The organism is Leuconostoc sp. XM4, from assembly GCF_055698815.1.
In genome coordinates this window covers 718,299-734,884 of the sequence record NZ_CP134507.1, presented here as the reverse complement: position 1 = coordinate 734,884, position 16,586 = coordinate 718,299, and the positions used below count along the sequence as shown (strand labels likewise).

17 protein-coding genes are annotated in these 16,586 nt (G+C 38.1%); 1 reads left to right on the top strand and 16 read right to left on the bottom strand.

Annotated features, from left to right (window positions below):
• Window positions 1-9 precede the first annotated feature (9 nt).
• The 15 genes from RHP64_RS03755 to RHP64_RS03685 all read right to left on the bottom strand — a co-directional run bounded on the left by RHP64_RS03755 (window position 10) and on the right by RHP64_RS03685 (window position 13,475).
• A complete protein-coding gene (locus tag RHP64_RS03755) occupies window positions 10-237 on the bottom strand; it encodes a YozE family protein (protein WP_004164222.1) in 228 nt (75 codons plus the stop codon).
• Window positions 224-838, bottom strand: coding sequence for a YpmS family protein (locus RHP64_RS03750; protein WP_011679548.1), 615 nt, complete (start codon window positions 836-838; stop codon window positions 224-226). The genes RHP64_RS03755 and RHP64_RS03750 overlap by 14 nt, the downstream gene beginning before the upstream one ends.
• Entirely contained in the window at window positions 820-1,731 is a 912-nt protein-coding gene (locus tag RHP64_RS03745; RefSeq protein WP_025267947.1) for an SGNH/GDSL hydrolase family protein, read from the bottom strand. Before RHP64_RS03745 ends, RHP64_RS03750 begins: the two co-directional genes overlap by 19 nt.
• Before the next feature lie 108 nt (window positions 1,732-1,839).
• Complete coding sequence (locus tag RHP64_RS03740) at window positions 1,840-2,388, bottom strand: ECF transporter S component (RefSeq protein WP_014324530.1); 549 nt, start codon at window positions 2,386-2,388, stop codon at window positions 1,840-1,842.
• Window positions 2,385-3,371, bottom strand: coding sequence for a nucleoside hydrolase (locus RHP64_RS03735; RefSeq protein WP_014324529.1), 987 nt, complete (start codon window positions 3,369-3,371; stop codon window positions 2,385-2,387). The genes RHP64_RS03740 and RHP64_RS03735 overlap by 4 nt, the downstream gene beginning before the upstream one ends.
• Window positions 3,372-3,550: 179 nt before the next feature.
• Window positions 3,551-4,405 (bottom strand): DegV family protein, encoded by an 855-nt coding sequence (locus tag RHP64_RS03730; protein ID WP_004164228.1) that lies wholly within the window; start codon window positions 4,403-4,405, stop codon window positions 3,551-3,553.
• A 9-nt stretch (window positions 4,406-4,414) separates the two neighbouring features.
• Window positions 4,415-4,912 carry a dihydrofolate reductase gene (locus RHP64_RS03725; RefSeq protein ID WP_025267946.1) on the bottom strand — a complete coding sequence of 166 codons (498 nt, stop codon included), beginning with the start codon at window positions 4,910-4,912 and terminating at the stop codon, window positions 4,415-4,417.
• Window positions 4,899-6,104, bottom strand: a complete 1,206-nt coding sequence (locus RHP64_RS03720; RefSeq protein ID WP_011679543.1) for a CCA tRNA nucleotidyltransferase — start codon at window positions 6,102-6,104, stop codon at window positions 4,899-4,901. Before RHP64_RS03720 ends, RHP64_RS03725 begins: the two co-directional genes overlap by 14 nt.
• Window positions 6,105-6,143: 39 nt before the next feature.
• Window positions 6,144-7,409: a tetratricopeptide repeat protein gene (locus RHP64_RS03715; protein WP_025267945.1), complete on the bottom strand. Its 1,266-nt coding sequence runs from the start codon at window positions 7,407-7,409 to the stop codon at window positions 6,144-6,146.
• Window positions 7,410-7,422: 13 nt separating this feature from the next.
• Window positions 7,423-8,523 carry an o-succinylbenzoate synthase gene (menC, locus tag RHP64_RS03710; RefSeq protein WP_025267944.1) on the bottom strand — a complete coding sequence of 367 codons (1,101 nt, stop codon included), beginning with the start codon at window positions 8,521-8,523 and terminating at the stop codon, window positions 7,423-7,425.
• A complete protein-coding gene (menH, locus tag RHP64_RS03705; RefSeq protein ID WP_011679540.1) occupies window positions 8,510-9,310 on the bottom strand; it encodes a 2-succinyl-6-hydroxy-2,4-cyclohexadiene-1-carboxylate synthase in 801 nt (266 codons plus the stop codon). Before menH ends, menC begins: the two co-directional genes overlap by 14 nt.
• Window positions 9,307-10,932: a 2-succinyl-5-enolpyruvyl-6-hydroxy-3-cyclohexene-1-carboxylic-acid synthase gene (gene menD, locus RHP64_RS03700; protein WP_025267943.1), complete on the bottom strand. Its 1,626-nt coding sequence runs from the start codon at window positions 10,930-10,932 to the stop codon at window positions 9,307-9,309. Before menD ends, menH begins: the two co-directional genes overlap by 4 nt.
• Window positions 10,910-12,064, bottom strand: a complete 1,155-nt coding sequence (locus tag RHP64_RS03695; protein WP_038534121.1) for an isochorismate synthase — start codon at window positions 12,062-12,064, stop codon at window positions 10,910-10,912. The genes menD and RHP64_RS03695 overlap by 23 nt, the downstream gene beginning before the upstream one ends.
• A 104-nt stretch (window positions 12,065-12,168) precedes the next feature.
• The gene (locus RHP64_RS03690; protein WP_014324521.1) at window positions 12,169-12,972 is read right to left on the bottom strand and encodes a bifunctional hydroxymethylpyrimidine kinase/phosphomethylpyrimidine kinase; all 804 of its coding nucleotides are present in this window, start codon (window positions 12,970-12,972) and stop codon (window positions 12,169-12,171) included.
• A complete protein-coding gene (locus RHP64_RS03685) occupies window positions 12,972-13,475 on the bottom strand; it encodes a hypothetical protein (protein ID WP_011679536.1) in 504 nt (167 codons plus the stop codon). Before RHP64_RS03685 ends, RHP64_RS03690 begins: the two co-directional genes overlap by 1 nt.
• 100 nt (window positions 13,476-13,575) lie before the next feature.
• Here RHP64_RS03685 and RHP64_RS03680 point away from each other — a divergent pair, with 100 nt between their 5' ends.
• Window positions 13,576-14,463: a YitT family protein gene (locus RHP64_RS03680; RefSeq protein ID WP_025267940.1), complete on the top strand. Its 888-nt coding sequence runs from the start codon at window positions 13,576-13,578 to the stop codon at window positions 14,461-14,463.
• A gap of 25 nt (window positions 14,464-14,488) precedes the next feature.
• Here the strand turns inward: RHP64_RS03680 and topA are convergent, their stop codons facing one another.
• Window positions 14,489-16,573, bottom strand: coding sequence for a type I DNA topoisomerase (gene topA, locus RHP64_RS03675; protein WP_025267939.1), 2,085 nt, complete (start codon window positions 16,571-16,573; stop codon window positions 14,489-14,491).
• Between the last annotated feature and the right edge of the window lie 13 nt (window positions 16,574-16,586).

Here is a 16,586-nt window from a genome sequence, read left to right as displayed (position 1 = left end):
TTTCTAACATTAACGCTCAGCGTTGTATAGTGACCACGCTTCATCAAATGTTGTCATACTCATTAAATAGGTTGTATTCTCTTCTAAGTACTTTGACAATTCATCAAAATCACTACTTTGTTTTGGAAATGACGAATCTAAAAAGGCATTGTTTGCAAATTGTTGCACTTCATTGGCTGCCATAGAATTACGATTCGTCATTAACCAATTGTAAAATGAACGATCACTTTTTCTCATTAGCAAGACCTCCTTGGAAAACAAACTGATCTGCTTTTATATTAATGACCTTTGCTTTAAATTTAATGCCCTGCGTTGTGGGTAACTTACTCATATCAATGAATATTTGCTTCTTCTTCGGTACGATTGTGACGTATTCAGGCGCATCGTAACTTGATCTGACGTAACTCATTACAGTTTTAATTGGCAACGATAGGTTACCAATTGCTAAAGATTTCGCCTGCATAACGATGTTCCCATTAGGCGTTAATTTGGCATCTAGCGCCATGCCAAAATTAAATTTTTGGCCCAAAAGTTTGGCGCTACCATACATCATCACGTCATCCCCAATTTTAAAAGTATAGCCACTGTTATCTGTATCATTAAGATAATGAGCAACTAAGGCATTGATTTGTTTTTTATTTAAGGATACATCAAACGTCGCGTCTGATTTACTGATCTTGGATACATTGTCCTTAATTTTTACTGGTCCGCTAGCTTCATTGAAAAGCCAGATTCCACCTACCAATAATATAGATATTAGACCCCAAAAAAGCCAGAACCAAATTGGCTTTTTCTTTTTGACTATTTTATTTGATCTAGCTATTGTTTGATCAGCCATTGCTTTGTTTCCTTTTTCATTTTGTTAAATAACTGTGTTGTCATGTAATTATAGCCCTTATTATTAGGGTGGTAATTGTCTTCCGTACTAATCCATGCGTTGTTAACATTCTTTTGACCCGTCAATACGGCTGTCATGGCAGCATTCGAATTTGAACTGCTATTTGAGTTAGCTGATTCCTTAATGAGCCCTTCTCGTTGCGTTGTTGTTTTAAATTGACCATACGTTAAATTGAAAATACTGACAAAATATGCATTGCCAGCTTCTTTGGCAGCTTGAGCATTAATGTTATTAAATAGCTTAACGTCGTCATTAAAATCAGATCGATCGGCAAAATGAACATATAAAGGATTATAATTTCCAAATATAAATATTGGTGCATCAGAATTATAAGAGCGAATATCCTTTATCAAAGCAGATAACTTTTGTTGATAAGATTGTTGCCCTGCTTTAACGGCAGCTGACAACGTCTTTGGAGACGTTGCCAAAACATTTTTCAAAAGCAATTGTTGCAAATCATTACCACCAGAGGTCATTACAATCACATTAGCTTTTTGTAATCGTTTTTGAAATTTTTGTTGCGTATCCAATCTTTTTTTGATTTGGTCAGATCGATCCCCTGCTTTACCAAAATTACTAACAGTGACACTAACGTTGTATTGTGCACGAATTTTTTTAGCAATGCGCCCAGAATACCCCTTCATATTTTTTTCGTCTCCAACACCCTCTGTTAATGAGTCCCCAAGGGCAACTAAATTAATATGTGATACTTTTTGCACCGATTTTTGAGGTTGATTTAAATCATTTTTTTGATTTTCCCAAGTTTTGATGCCATAAAATGCCCCAATGCCAATCAATAAGATGGTTATTAAACTGATGGCAAACTTTCGCATGTGCAATTCTCCTGAAACTTAACTGGTAACCATTATAGCGTAAATGACCATTATGTACAAAGAACAAGTATTCCTCGTTCTTTATTTTTTTATTTTATAAAGTGATATTTAAATTAAATGAACGCGTGATACGATAACACTATATACTACGGCTACAACATACACGCCAATCAGGCGATCGAGATAATCCGTTCCAATCTGTACTAGAAAAACAGAAAGTGTTTGGTTGACCCCAAGACCGTGAAGCACCTGTACAATCGTGCTTGACCCAGAAGAAGTAATGCCGTGAAAAAGAATGACGGTAATTACTGAACTCACAATTGTCGCCGGTACGGATATGATCAAAGCTGACCACCAAATATTTTTAACATCCGTAGCGCTGACTTTTCTGTAAATTAATCCTGCCACAAGAGCGGTAACAATTTGGCTAGGCATGTAGTAAATTGAAAAAAGGTCACCTGTTGTACCGTTTATTAATGCTGTCAAAATACCAACGACTACGCCACCAACTGGACCAAAAAAAGATGCGCCTAAAAGCGTACCAATCGTGTCTAAGTAAACTGGTAACTTGGCAAGTAAAGCAATGTGACCACCAACAATATTAATCACAATAAATAAGGCAATTAACGTGATACGCTGAGTAGATAGCTTTTTCATGATAATACCTCAAGATCTGTGGCAATATTGGTTAATTCAGTCAATATGGTTGCTGACGAAATTTCCAATAGGCGAGCTATGATTTCCGCCATAACATGCAAAGAATCCACCTCTGTTAAAATCACTGCGTTCGCTTCTTTTTTCCAAAAATCAGCTATATCAACTATGCTTTGTCCGAGGGCTACACCTTCTGTTACTACAGTGACATATTTACTAATGCCACGAGTATACTCAGGATATAATGCATGAATAATCACAAGTGGATCATTAATAACCGCCCCCAACACGTGTTCTTGTTGCCAATGAAAATCAAAATAAAACTTAATGATTTTTGTGATAAATATTGATTGCTCAGGATTCAATCGCTGCATTAATGACAAGATATTTGGTGTCAGTAACATTTTTCGAGTAACATCTAATGGGACAATTTCAGCTACAATAGGACTATTTTTCAAAACATAATCAGCTGCATTCGGATCTACCCAGAAGTTGTATTCAGCAACTGGTGAGGTATTTCCATTCGAAAGATAGGATCCACCCATAATGATTAGGCGCGACATATTTTGCCAAACCTTGGGATTTTCTTGCATGGCTAGCGCAATATTTGTCAACGGTCCCAAAGCCAGTACCCAAACATCATTATGATTGGTGAGTAACTGATTGTATGCTGAGTGGGCACTTATTGTGCTGGCCTCTATCATTGGGACAGCAATATTACTTTGTCCTAACCCATCCAATCCGTGGGTATCCTGTGCACTGATGTACTCATGTTGCAAGGGTTCATGTGCCCCTTCAAAGACAGGAACATCAGTCCTTCCTACCTCTTCAAGCACTTTGAGAGTATTCTGAACACCGATTTTTGTAGGGACATTTCCCTCGACAACAGTAATGGCGATAACATCAAGCTCTGGTGATTTTAATGCGACCAAAAGTGCTAAACTATCATCAATTCCTGGATCCGTGTCAATTATAACTTTTTGCATTTTATCTTTCCTTTCTGTCATATGTGATTTTATTGATACAATACAATCACACTTGGTTTTTTATTCTGGGATTTTCCGAACCAGTCCGGCACGATTGCCGATTTTGATAAATGCTTTTTAAGTGTACCAATTTTAATGCAACAATAAAACCCCAGAAATAAAATTCTGGGGTTTTTATTTTAGCGTGCTCGGTACAAAATTGCTAATGCGCCTACGCCTGTATGAGTAGAAATAATTGGTGTTGTATTTAAAACTGGAATTTCAATGTCAGGCCAAATTGCTTTTAAGCGTGCTGCAATTTGAGCTGCTTCCTCTGGAATTCCTGCGTGAGAGATACCTATTGACAATACTTCCTTATACTCTTGCATCTTAGCAATAACATTATTGTTGAATTTAGCAATAGTTTTCATGCCTCGGCCTTTGAGCAGTACTTCAACCGTGCCATCATTTTTTGTTACACCAGCACCGACCTTAATGTTTAGCAAATTACCGATAATTCCTTGTGTTTTACTCAAGCGACCACCGGCAACCATATTTGTCAAAGAAGTAAAACTCAAAAAAATATGCGACTCATCACGAGCTTTTTCAACCGCTGGTAATATTTCAGCCATCGTAGCCCCTTGGGACGCCATTTTTGCCGCTTGTAAGACAACAAATGCTTGCGCACGGTCAGCCGCTAATGTGTCAAATGTTGTAATCTTAGCACTTGTCAATGCGGCTGCTTGTTCAGCAGCGCGGACAGTTCCTGACAGCCCTGATGATAAATGGAGACTTAAAATTTCGGAATCTGGAAATTTCTGATGAATATCATCATAAACAGCTTGAAATGTGCCGATTGATGGCTGCGATGTTTGAGGAAGGCTCTTACTTTCAATCATCTTTTCAAGAAATTCATCGCGCTGAATAGTGACACCATCTTCATAGACTGTACCATCGATTTGTACTGATAGCGGCACAATTTTGATATCGTATTTGGTAATTTCTTCTGGAGTTAATGCTACAGCTGAATCTGTAACGATTTTAATATTTGACATATTTTTTCCTTATATGCGTTCGTAGCGTTCGACAACGAATGCGTAATCATGATTATCATCTTTAGCATGTGGTTCACTGGACTTTAGTTGAAATTGTGTTAAATTCACCTCATCAACAAAAGTATCGCCATCAATCACACCGTCAACTCGCGTTATAACTAAATCTGTTGCATAGGGCATAAATTCACGGTAAACTGCTGCGCCACCAGCAATCGTAATATCTCGCTCTTCCTTAGCTATCAAATTTTTGGCTTCTTCAATGGAATGAATAACTTTTACTTCTGGATAACTTGGTGTCCAGTCTTCTTGCCTAGTCATAACTACAGTTGTTCGTTTAGGCAATGGCCGCCCAATGCTAAGCCACGTTGGGCGCCCCATAATCATTAGGGTATTGACTGTTTCATCTCTAAACAGTTTGAGATCATCAGGCATATGCCAAGGTATACCACCATCTTTTCCAATTGCATGTTGACGATCTTCAGCCCATACCATTTTAATTTTGGTCATTTACGTACTCCTTTGCAAACTTTTCAAGTGCGTCGTGATCATTTAAAATATCACCAACAACGACTGCGTACTCAATTTTTTTAAGCACACGCCCCAATAAAGGCCCAGGTGTTAAAATACCAGAACGGATCAATTCACCGCCACTAATGTTAAGATCAGCAGCTTTTGTAATCGGTAACATCTCTATTATATGACTTATTCTCTGAATTGTCTCGGGCTGACTACCAGTTAGTGACAAAACTTCAAGCAATTCTTCCTGATAAGCTAAAACTTGGTATATATCAAATACAGTTGATTTCTTTGGATTATGCACAATAGGAACAATTGCGTTGACCGTTTTCATCACGTTACGACTCATTTTCCAATCGTACATAAATTGACGACGTTTCTTGTCATCAAATTGCGTTCTTGATAATATATGTGCCCAAGCCACGGTATAATTTGTAGCCTGGTCTTTATTTAAATCATCTATAATACTTGACCAATCTTCAATGTGCGGACCTGGTAAATAATTCATGACCTGATCGCGCAGGGCCAGTTCTAAACTCTGCGATGCTTGACTACCTAACAATAATTTTTCAAATTCAACTCGAACTCGTTCAACCGCGATTTTAGCCAAGTTCGGTGCCAAATCTACCAATGCTTTTTGAGTATCAGCTTCAATGTTAAAACCAAGTTGGGCGCTAAATCTCAGGGCACGCATCATTCTCAGGGCATCTTCTGTGAAGCGTTTTTCGGCATCACCAACGGCTCGAATAACGCCTTTTTTCATGTCCTCTAGACCATCAAAGAGATCTAATACCTCACCGTCGTGCCGCATTGCCAAAGCATTAATTGTGAAATCACGTCTTTTAAGATCCTCTTCGAGGCTACGTACAAAAGTGACATGATCAGGTCGCCTAAAATCTGTGTAAGTTGACTCGACACGAAAAGTCGTAATTTCATATCCTGTCCCATGGTCCAAAACCATCACTGTCCCGTGTTGAATGCCCGTATCCACAGTATTATGGAACAATGATTTAACTTCTTCTGGAAAAGCGCTACTTGCAATATCAACATCATGAATCGTTTTTCCAAGCATAGTATCACGTACCGAACCACCAACAAAATAAGCTTCAAATCCAGCATCTTCTAACTTTGTTAATATTGGTTGTGCATCTATAAATTCTTGAGGTAATTGTGTAATTTTCATATGAGTCTATTTTACCAAAATAGCAGCATTTGCGTATCTTTAATATTTTGCATTTTCTAATCGCATTTGCATATCAGCATCTTCTGGTTCGATATTTAAATATCTGACCATCATATCAATCTCACCTTGACGTTCACCTTCTTCATGGTACCAATCAATAATATCACGCAAAAATGAAGTATTCTCTTGGAAAAAGGGTAAAGCCATTTCCCAATATTTAGTAGCTTGATCTTCCTTGCCTGCCTGATAATAGGCGCGCGCCAAATGCCAGTAAAATTCCGGATCAATAACATCTTCTTGAATATGTTTCTCTAACAACTGAATGTCTGCTTCGAATTCTCGTTGCTTTAATAGCAAAGCAGACAAAATAATTATTGACGTCACATCTGTATCATCTAACGCCAAAGCATTTTGATAATATGCTTTAGCTTTAGCATCATCTCCAAGTTTTTCTGCTGCCAACCCTGCTAGACGATATAATACTGTATTGGTCTCATCTTGAGCTAATCCTTCTTGATAAACTCGGTAAGCGTCCTCAAGTTGTTGTTCTTGTTCATACGCTTGTCCCAATATCGGATAAATAGACGTATATTTAGGGTCCACTTCCAATACACCATTAAACAAATCAATCGCTTCTCGGGTTCGTTTGTTTTCTTGATACAGAACTGCCAATTGGAATCGTGTATCTAATGTCATTTGTTCTGGTTTAATTTGTTCTAAATAACCAACCGCATGCTCATAATTACCCACTTGAGCATACGCCATACCAATACGCGCTACAATATCAACTCGACTAATTTCTCGTTTGCCTTTTTTCAACAACGCACGATAGCGTGGAACCGCCTTGGGATAACTTTGATTAGCATAATAAAATTCAGCTAAGGCAAATTGAATCACATCTTCATCTGGGGATATTCTTTCTGCCTGCAATAGACTGTGTTCTGCAGATTCCGTTAATCCCTCAGACTGATAGACATCTGCCTTAACGAGTAAAGCCTGTAAGTATGAAGGTGAATCAGGCTTAATTTGCGCTAAATAGTCTTGCGCTTCATCAATCTCACCATCTTCTATCGCAATATCAGCTAATGCCGTACGAAGTTCATCCTCATCAGGGTATTTTTCTAATAATTTTTTATAGGCACGACGTGACTGGTTCAAAAACCCAAGAGCATATAACTCCTCAGCTAAACTATAAATTAAATCATCACTATCTTTTCGTAATGATTGTGCAAAAAATTTTTTTGCATCATCTAGTTGCCCACTTGAGAGAGCATCAAGCATTTGTTGCGCATAGTTCGTTTCCATAATAACCTCGTTTTTAATCAGTAATTGTAAACATTTGTTCCGTTTGCAGATCTGAAATCGCATTTAAATCTACTGTCACGCCAATGCCGTAATTCCTTGGCACTGATATAATCCCATTATTCACGCGTAAACGTTCCTCAATAATATCACGTTCAAAATAGCGCCTGCTATCTGAAATATCTCCTGGGAAAGCAATTTTAGGTAAACTACTAATTGCTATATCGACGCTTCTACCTAAACCACTAGTTAGCATGCCGCCAACCCATGGCTTATCAACAAGTTGAATAGCCGTCAAAGCGTTGGAAATACCACCAATCTTGCCCTGTTTAATTGTCAAAGCTTTCGCCGAACGACATTTCAACATCGTAGCAACATCGTTAAGATTATTAATTGATTCGTCTAAACTAATGATTTTACTTGTATGAGCTTGGAGTACCGCATGCTGTACAAAATCATTTTCACCAAGTGGTTGTTCAATGAACCCAACATTTTCAGGTAACCTGTTAATTTGTGCAATATTTTCATCTGTAAAGCTACTGTTTGCATCAATTGAAAATTGTTGTTCAGGATATTTTTTTAACAGCCGGTTCAAATTTTCAAAGTCAACTACATGAGCATCAATTTTAAGCTTAATTCTCTGATATCCTTGCGTTAATGCTTCATCAATACTATCTGCCATACCGACAGCGATTCCGACTGGAACTGTTCCCCCTTGGCCATGAATCATTTGTTGTAGAGATTGATGCGTTAGTTTACCAATCGCGTCCCAAACAGCCATTTCTAAACCTGCCTTAGCGAATGAAGCAAATGGCGTCAGTTGATTCAAACGTATCGAAAACGATTGGGGATTACTAAAAGAGAATCTTCGAATTTGTGGTAACAAAACTGTTTTTAAAATTTCTCGACTGACAGATTGATTTTCAAGCGTATACGAGAAGTCTGCAAACGACTGAACTTCACCATAACCTACAGCTATCTCACCACTATCTTCGTTCAATAGTTCAACGGTGACAATAGTTAATGGTCGTTCGCTAATGGTGTGATGCGCAGTTTCAAAGGCTTGCAACATAGTCAGTGCAATAGGTATTAAAGTTATTTTTTTAATTTGATACATCGAGTACCTCAATAAATGCTGCTGGTTGCTCAAAATGCGCATTATGTCCAGCATTGGGCACTATGCTTATTTTGGCATTTGGCAGTAAGTTTGTCATTTCTTCGGCAATAAGGTTAAATTTAATATCTTGTTCTCCTACAATAACTTGTGTGGGTGTATGTAATGATTGCAAACAAGGCCAATAATTTGGTTGCACACCACTACCCATATATCGGAGTGAGTTCGCAACGTTGATTGGATTCTGATTTATCCGTTGTTGATGCATAAACTTCTTTTGCTCTGGACTAACATGTTGTTGTGTAGCAAATAGTGGCATCTGCTCCCAGTCCGTAACAAATGTTTCAAAGTTTTGCTGGATTTTTTCAGCCTTTTTGTAATCAGAAACACGCCGTTCATGACGTTCTTGAGCAGTCTTCAGTCCAGCAGTTGTGCTCTCTAAGTATAATCGTTTTACCAACTCACTGTGCACCTTGGTAAAGCCTAAAGCTAACCGACCGCCCATCGAGTAGCCTAGTAGGTTAATATTTTTCCAGTGCAATTGATTCAATATAATCGCTAAATCTTGTATTTGATGAGCCATTTCAAATCTGGTAACTTCAACCGACGTTGTATGACCACCAAACCCCAGTAAGTCCAAAGTCAGTACTTGTCCCGGTAAATGATCAATAATATGATTAAAATCACAATGAGAGCCCATAAAGCCATGTAATAATAGCCACTTTTGATTTTCATCATTATTTTTCGTCAGGTAAGCCTGATAAGGATAATTATTGACGTCAATAATCATTTTAACATCTCCAATACTTCACGATGGTCATCTCTATTCCTCTGACGATCACTTTTATATTCAATCAGTCTTGTCGTTTTTGAAGGTGTCTGTAGAATTTGGCTTAATGCTTCTGGAACATTCAATTGATGATAGTCTATATCATATAAATCAGCGATTTTTTTAATGTCTATATTTAACGGCGTGCCAAATAATTGTTCAAAATACTTTGGCGCACCGGCCTGTGGTAGAAATGAGAAAATGCCCCCACCGTTGTTATTAATTACGATAATATCTAACGGTAACTGATAGTTTTTAGCCATCATTAAACCATTCATATCATGAAACAGCGTCAAATCACCTGTCAACAAAACACTCCGCTGCTTAACCACTGCGCTCATGCCCAATGCACTCGATATCACACCATCAATGCCGTTAGCTCCACGGTTTGCATAAATGCGCTGCGTATGGTTTCCAGTAAAAAAGTTATCCATGTCACGTATTGGCATACTGTTAGCCACAAAAATATGCGTGTCATCTGGAACAGCATCATCCAAAGCAGTTATAATATTCATTTCGTTACGAGTTTTTATTACTTTAGGCAAAGACAACCACTTTTGATTAAAATCAATCTGATTTTTAGACAGCGTCAAATGCATGCTTTCCAGGAAATCATGTGGCGCCATCTTGATTGCTCGTGCAATATGCCTTGTATGATCTACACCAGCATCTTCATCAACATGCCAAGTTAAAATATTTTCCTCTTTTAGCCACTGTAATACACGTGCAGACACTGGCGTTTTACCAAACCGAACAACTAAATCAGGCTTCAAATCAGCATTAATCTTATGTGCCTGAAGTAAAACATCTATGCCATGAATTGTATATGTGTGTCTGCTTTGACTCAGAACATCGGCAATGACAGGTACATTATTTTTAATAGCGAACTTTTTCAAACTATCGTCATAACTATTCAAAACATTTGGACCAGCCAATATTAATAATCTTTTTGCCGTTATTGGTGGTAAACGATATTGCACGGATTGCTTGTCAAAAACTACTCGTTGAACATGCACCTCATCTTGGCGAGCTAATATAGGCATTAATGGCTTACGAAGTGGTAAATTAATTTGAATAGGGCCACGTGGTGCAGTAATAGATAAGTTAACCACTTTTTGTACTATGAAATCAATATACTCTGTCACATCGCTGTGCATATCTTGCAAACGTATTAAAACTGCTTGCTTTGTTAATTGTCCAAACAAGTTGCTTTGCGGTATAGTCTGTGGCGCCCCATTGAACTGCAATTCTTGGGGTCGATCAGTCGATAATACGACTAATGGTATGTTCGCAGCATACGCTTCAGCCACTGCTGGCATATACTCTGCAATTGCAGTGCCAGATGTTCCTAGCAGAACAACAGGTTCTAAAAGTGTTTTGGCGATTCCTAAAGCAAAAAAGCCAGCTGACCGTTCATCAACATCAACAAATAATTTAATTTCATTATTTTGTTCTGCGTATTCTGCTAAAAGTAATGCTATCGGTGTACTTCTGGATCCAGGAGACACAATAAAATGTCGAATGCCACTTTCAAATAGTGCCTCTAGTAGGTGCTTTGTATTAAAAGTTAGTGTGTCCGTCATTTGATAGTTCCTCCAGTAACTCAAGCATTGGTTGAAACTTTAAAGTTGTTTCGTAATATTCTTGTTGGCTATCTGATTCAGCAACAATACCAGCGCCTGCAAACAGACGAGCATTTCGCCCATTAACATACATTGATCTAATAGCGACAACGAATTCTCCGAAATTATTTTTTGTAAAATATCCTATTGGGGATGCAAATAATCCTCGGGGATGCAATTCATAATTACGAATATATACCAAGGCATTTTTTCTTGGTAAACCGCCCAAAGCTGGGGTTGGATGTAATTTTCCGACAACATCTTTAATAGAAATGTTGGTAGCTAATGTGCCTTGGATTGGCGTATAAAGATGTTGAACCTGCTTATTTTTCAACAAGAAAGGCTTATTTGGCACATGCAATTGATTAGTTAAACTACCCAATTGCTGAACAATATTATCCACAACATAACGATGCTCTTGATTGTTCTTTTCGCTATTCAATAACTCTTTACCCAGTTTAACATCTTCTAGGTCTATCTGTCCGCGACGAATTGTACCGGCCACAGCTGCTGTTTCTACTTGGTTATCATTTATTTTAACCAGTCGCTCTGGTGTGGCAGTTATAAATAGTTCAGTATCCCTTTTGAGGGCCGCATGATAAACATCTTGCTGTTTTTGCAGTGCTGGTATAACTTTAGACAAAACCAATTTTGCTGATAAGGTTATTTGCTGTTGCCGACTAAAAACCACCTTTTTTAAACTTCGATTAACACTCAACTCATTAATTAAAGTCTGCACCCTTGCTTGCCAATCAGTCTCAGCACTTTCATCGATAATTTGCGGTGCTTGTGGTTTTTTTAATTGACTAAGTTGCATTAAATAATCGTCAATAGCTGTAGTACTAGATAGTAATTGATTATCTTGCAATAAAACTAAAAATTCAGGCTCAAACCAAAAACCCTTCATGATTCCTGCTTCTAACTGATCATCAAAAGAGCTGGCACCAAAAACAATCGAATCTGTTTTATCTGGCATTTTTGACCATATTTTTTTTTGTCCAAATGCATACATTGTGCTTTTTTTATCACTAGTTTCAAAGAATGCAGCAACTTGAACATTATCCAACATTTGATTTAATAAACTGCGATCCATCGACCTCAGTGTGCGTCGATATTGTATCAATTCGTCTATGATTACCATTTCACATGTGCCTTTAACATATAAAAAGCAACAGATGTTGATCTGTCGCTTTTACTTTAGTTGTTGCGCAGACGCCTAGCGGCCTGCCAGACATTGCCTACTTCAAAATTTTCATTTATTATCACACCATTTTCAATGCCCGCAAGTACAAATGCTTTTGCATCCGCTACAGCATCCGTAACACTGGACGTTACGATGTTAGCTGCAATGCTGGATGAAAAAGTACAGCCAGCGCCGTTGTTCATGGGGATATTTGACATCACTTTTTTCTGTTCAAATATTGTATAGTTGTTATTGTGAAACAAAAGATCGAATGTTTGATTACCAGCGAGTCGCGCGCCACTTTTAACTACAACACTCTCGACTCCAAAACTACCAATAACTTTTGCTGCAGCTTTCATATCGTCTACACTCTGAATCGTTACACCAGACAATAATTGTGCCTCATCTAAATTTGGAGTTGCGACTGTGGCTAATGGTAATAACTGATTTTTTATTTCTTGTACCAAAAAATCAGTATTTGTACTATCCGTTTCTTTGAACACCATCACGGGATCAACAATAACAGGTACATCGACTTTTTTTAAATACTCAGCAACTAGATCAATAATGTCAACTGTGGGCAGTAAGCCAACTTTAATCGCAGCAATATCATCTGATGCTAACGTTGAATCAAGTTGTGCTTGAATAATTTTTAAATCAGTTGGATAAATTTTAAAATTGTCGTTTGTTACGGTCACAATACTTGTGATCACACTTAACCCAAAGTATCCAAATTCATTAAATGTAGCTAAATCAGCCTGAATTCCACCACCTGAAAGTGAATCAGAGCCAGCGATTGTTAGTAACTTCTTAACCATTATTGATCAGCTGATGCTGTAAAACTAATATTCTGTCCATCATCTGTAATCTGCGTCACAACGGCATCATTTCCACCTGATGTAATGTTCCATGAATAAGTACGCCTATTTTCTTTAGCCCATGCAATAGCTTCACTAATCTTTTTGCCCTTTAATTGCGCTGAATCAGCGGCACTACTTGAACTGCTTGAAGATGATGAACTTGAGCTACTTGAAGATGACGACGAGCTTGATTCACTTGACGATGACTCAGAATCACTTGATTCACTTTCATCCGAAGAACTGCTATCTTCAGATGTTGAATCAGAATTTTCTTCGATTGTACTGTTTGTACTAGTTTTCTGTTCAATTGGTGTGGTTGTTTTTTGTGCTGTTGAATAATTCATGTAGATAAAAATACTCAACGCTACAACAATTAAAATTACAAGCACGATAAAAAAATTACGTACTGGATGCTTTTTTTTATAAAATTGTGGTCGTTTATAATTATTATAATCTGCCATATTAACCTCTAATCACTAACTATTATATCAAATAAAGCGATAAATTTCCTACCATATATATGGTATGATTAATTTTACGAGATATTACGAGGTTTTGACTATGGAAACAACTAATCTAGAACGTATTTCTATTAGAGACTTAATTATGATTGCAATTGGTACTGGAATGTATGGCTGGGGGTTAATTAATGTTAACATTCCTAATGACTTAGCCGAAGGCGGCATTTCTGGTATCACACTAATTTTGCGTGCACTTTTTAATTGGAATCCTGCTTATACTAACTTACTATTAAATTTCCCTTTACTTTTTATTGGCTATCGTATTTTAGGGCGTCGTGCACTGATTTACACTATTTGGGGCATTGCATCCCTATCATTTTGGCTTTGGTTGTGGCAAGTTGTGCCCACTCCGCCTGCACTTCATCATGATATGCTGATTGCTGGAATAATTGCCGGGATAATTGCCGGATTTGGTTTAGGCATTGTATTCCGCTTTGGTGGCACATCAGGCGGCAGTGACGTTGTCGCTCGTATTGTAGAGCAAAAATTTAGCATTCCTATCGGACGGACAATGTTTATCCTAGATGCCTGTGTTTTACTGTTATCACTTGTTTATATTGATATTGTTCACATGATGTACACACTGATTGCTTCATTTGTATTTTCACAAGTTGTTAGCATGACGCAACGCGGCGCTTATGATGCAAGGTCCTTTATGATCTTTACACAGTATCCAGAAGAAATGTCACATGCTATTATGGATGAACTTGATCGTGGTACTAGTTTGCTTAAAGCTGAAGGAGGCTACTCTCATCGAGATCAACGTGTTGTTTATGCCGTAGTTGACCCTTCAGAAGTCAGCACAGTCCGGCGCATTGTTGATCAGGTTGATCCAAAAGCTTTTGTTTCCATATTTACAACGCAAGAACAGCTTGGCGAAGGTTTTTCTTATCTTCGTCCCAAAAAATCAATATTCAAATTAAAATAAAAGCCACAATATAAAATTGTGGCTTTTATTTTTTGACTGGTTCTTTTTTCTCATCATCTTTTGGTGTTGTACCGTCAGCTAATGTCTTTTCCGTAGGTTTATCCCAAGTTACAAAGTCACAATCGGGATATCTTTGGCAACCATAAAACGTTCGTCCACGTTTAGTTTTTCGCTGAACAATTTGTCCTTTATGGCACTTTGGACATAGCAAACCGATTTCCTGAACAATTGCTTTTGTATTACGACAATCGGGGAAACGTGCACAGGCATAGAACTTGCCATAACGACCCATTTTGACTAGCATGGGCGCACCACAAACCTCGCAATCCATCCCCGCCAGTTCATCATGCATAATAATCTTTTCAAGAGATGTCTCAGCTTTCTCGACTTCCTTTTGAAAGGGTTTAAAGAATGAATCAATGACTGGTACCCAGTGCTTGTTACCCGTTTCGACCTCATCTAGCTCATGTTCAACCGCAGCCGTGAACTTCATGTTTGTCACGTCAGGAAAACTTTCTTCGACAATCGTTTGAACAATTTCTCCCAGTTCAGTTGGCACAAACTTACGAGCATCAATACGAACATAGTTCCGCCGTTGAATTGTATCTAGAGTTGGTGCGTAAGTTGATGGACGCCCTACGCCATTTTCCTCTAAGGCTTTAATTAGCGTTGCTTCAGAATAGCGTGCTGGTGGCAAAGTGAAGTGTTGTTCAGGATCTGTATTTGCCAAACTCACCTTGTCCCCTTCGCTCAACGAAGGCAAAACATTATCTTTCTTTTTTGCTGTTGGATAGGCCTTTGTAAATCCTTCAAAATTTGTTTTAGAACCGTTAGCTCTAAAGATAACGCCGTTTTGTTCAATTGTCACAGCCATTGTATCTAAAATTTCTGGTGTCATTTGGCTAGCAACAAATCGGGACCAGATCAAAGAGTATAGCTTAAATTGATCAGGGGTTAGTTTATCTTTGATAGACTCTGGCGTCCGATTGACATCAGATGGTCGTATGGCCTCATGCGCATCTTGAGCTCCCTCCTGTAGCTTTCCTTGCACTGGCTTATGCTGTGAGTATTCTTCACCCCATGTATCGTGAATAAATTGTGCTGCAGCATTCTTTGCAACAGATGAAATACGCGTCGAATCTGTACGCATATAAGTAATTAATCCTACTTGACCTAACCCCTTACCCAGATTAATACCTTCATATAGTTGCTGTGCAGCCATCATTGTTTTACGCGTTCTAAATTTTAACTGTGTATTGGCTGTTTGTTGCATTGTTGACGTCGTAAATGGTGGTTGAGGTTGGCGCTTGCGTTGCTTCGTATCCACCTTAACAATATCAAAATCACCATCTTTGTTAATCCGCTTCAACACATCTTGCACACTGTCATTGTCTGGCAATGGCTGCTTTTTTCCATCAAATCCGTAGAATATTGATTTGAATTTGGTGCGATTCTTTTTAAACATAGAATCTAGCGTCCAATATTCTTCTGGCTGAAAAGCCTGTATCTCACGTTCACGCGCAATGATCAAGCCTAAGGCCACAGACTGCACACGGCCAGCCGACAACCCACGCTTCACGGTTTTCCAAAGAATCGGTGATATTGAATAACCTACTAATCGATCAAGAATACGACGTGCTTGCTGTGCATCAACAAGATCTTGATTAATAACACGCGGTGTTTTAAAGGAATTTTTAATCGTATCTTTTGTGATTTCATTGAAAACAACTCGATTAGGTTGTTCAGGATTTAAATCCAAAATATGCTGCAAATGCCAAGCTATTGCTTCACCTTCACGATCCGGATCGGAAGCCAGATAAACGGCTTTTGCGGCTTTTGCTTCCTTGCGTAATCCCTTAATAACATCGCCTTTTCCACGAATATTAATATACTTAGGATTATAATCGTTTTCGACATCAACACCTAAGGTGGATTTAGGCAGATCACGTATATGACCAAGGCTAGCAACTACTTTATAGTTGCGACCTAAATACTTTTCAATTGTTTTTGCTTTCGATGGACTTTCAACAATAACTAGATTTTTCTTGATTTTAGATTTCTTCCGTGGTGCTGCTTTTTTCTTTTTTGTTGCTGTTTTGGTTTCTGCCAAAGTAAATTTCCTC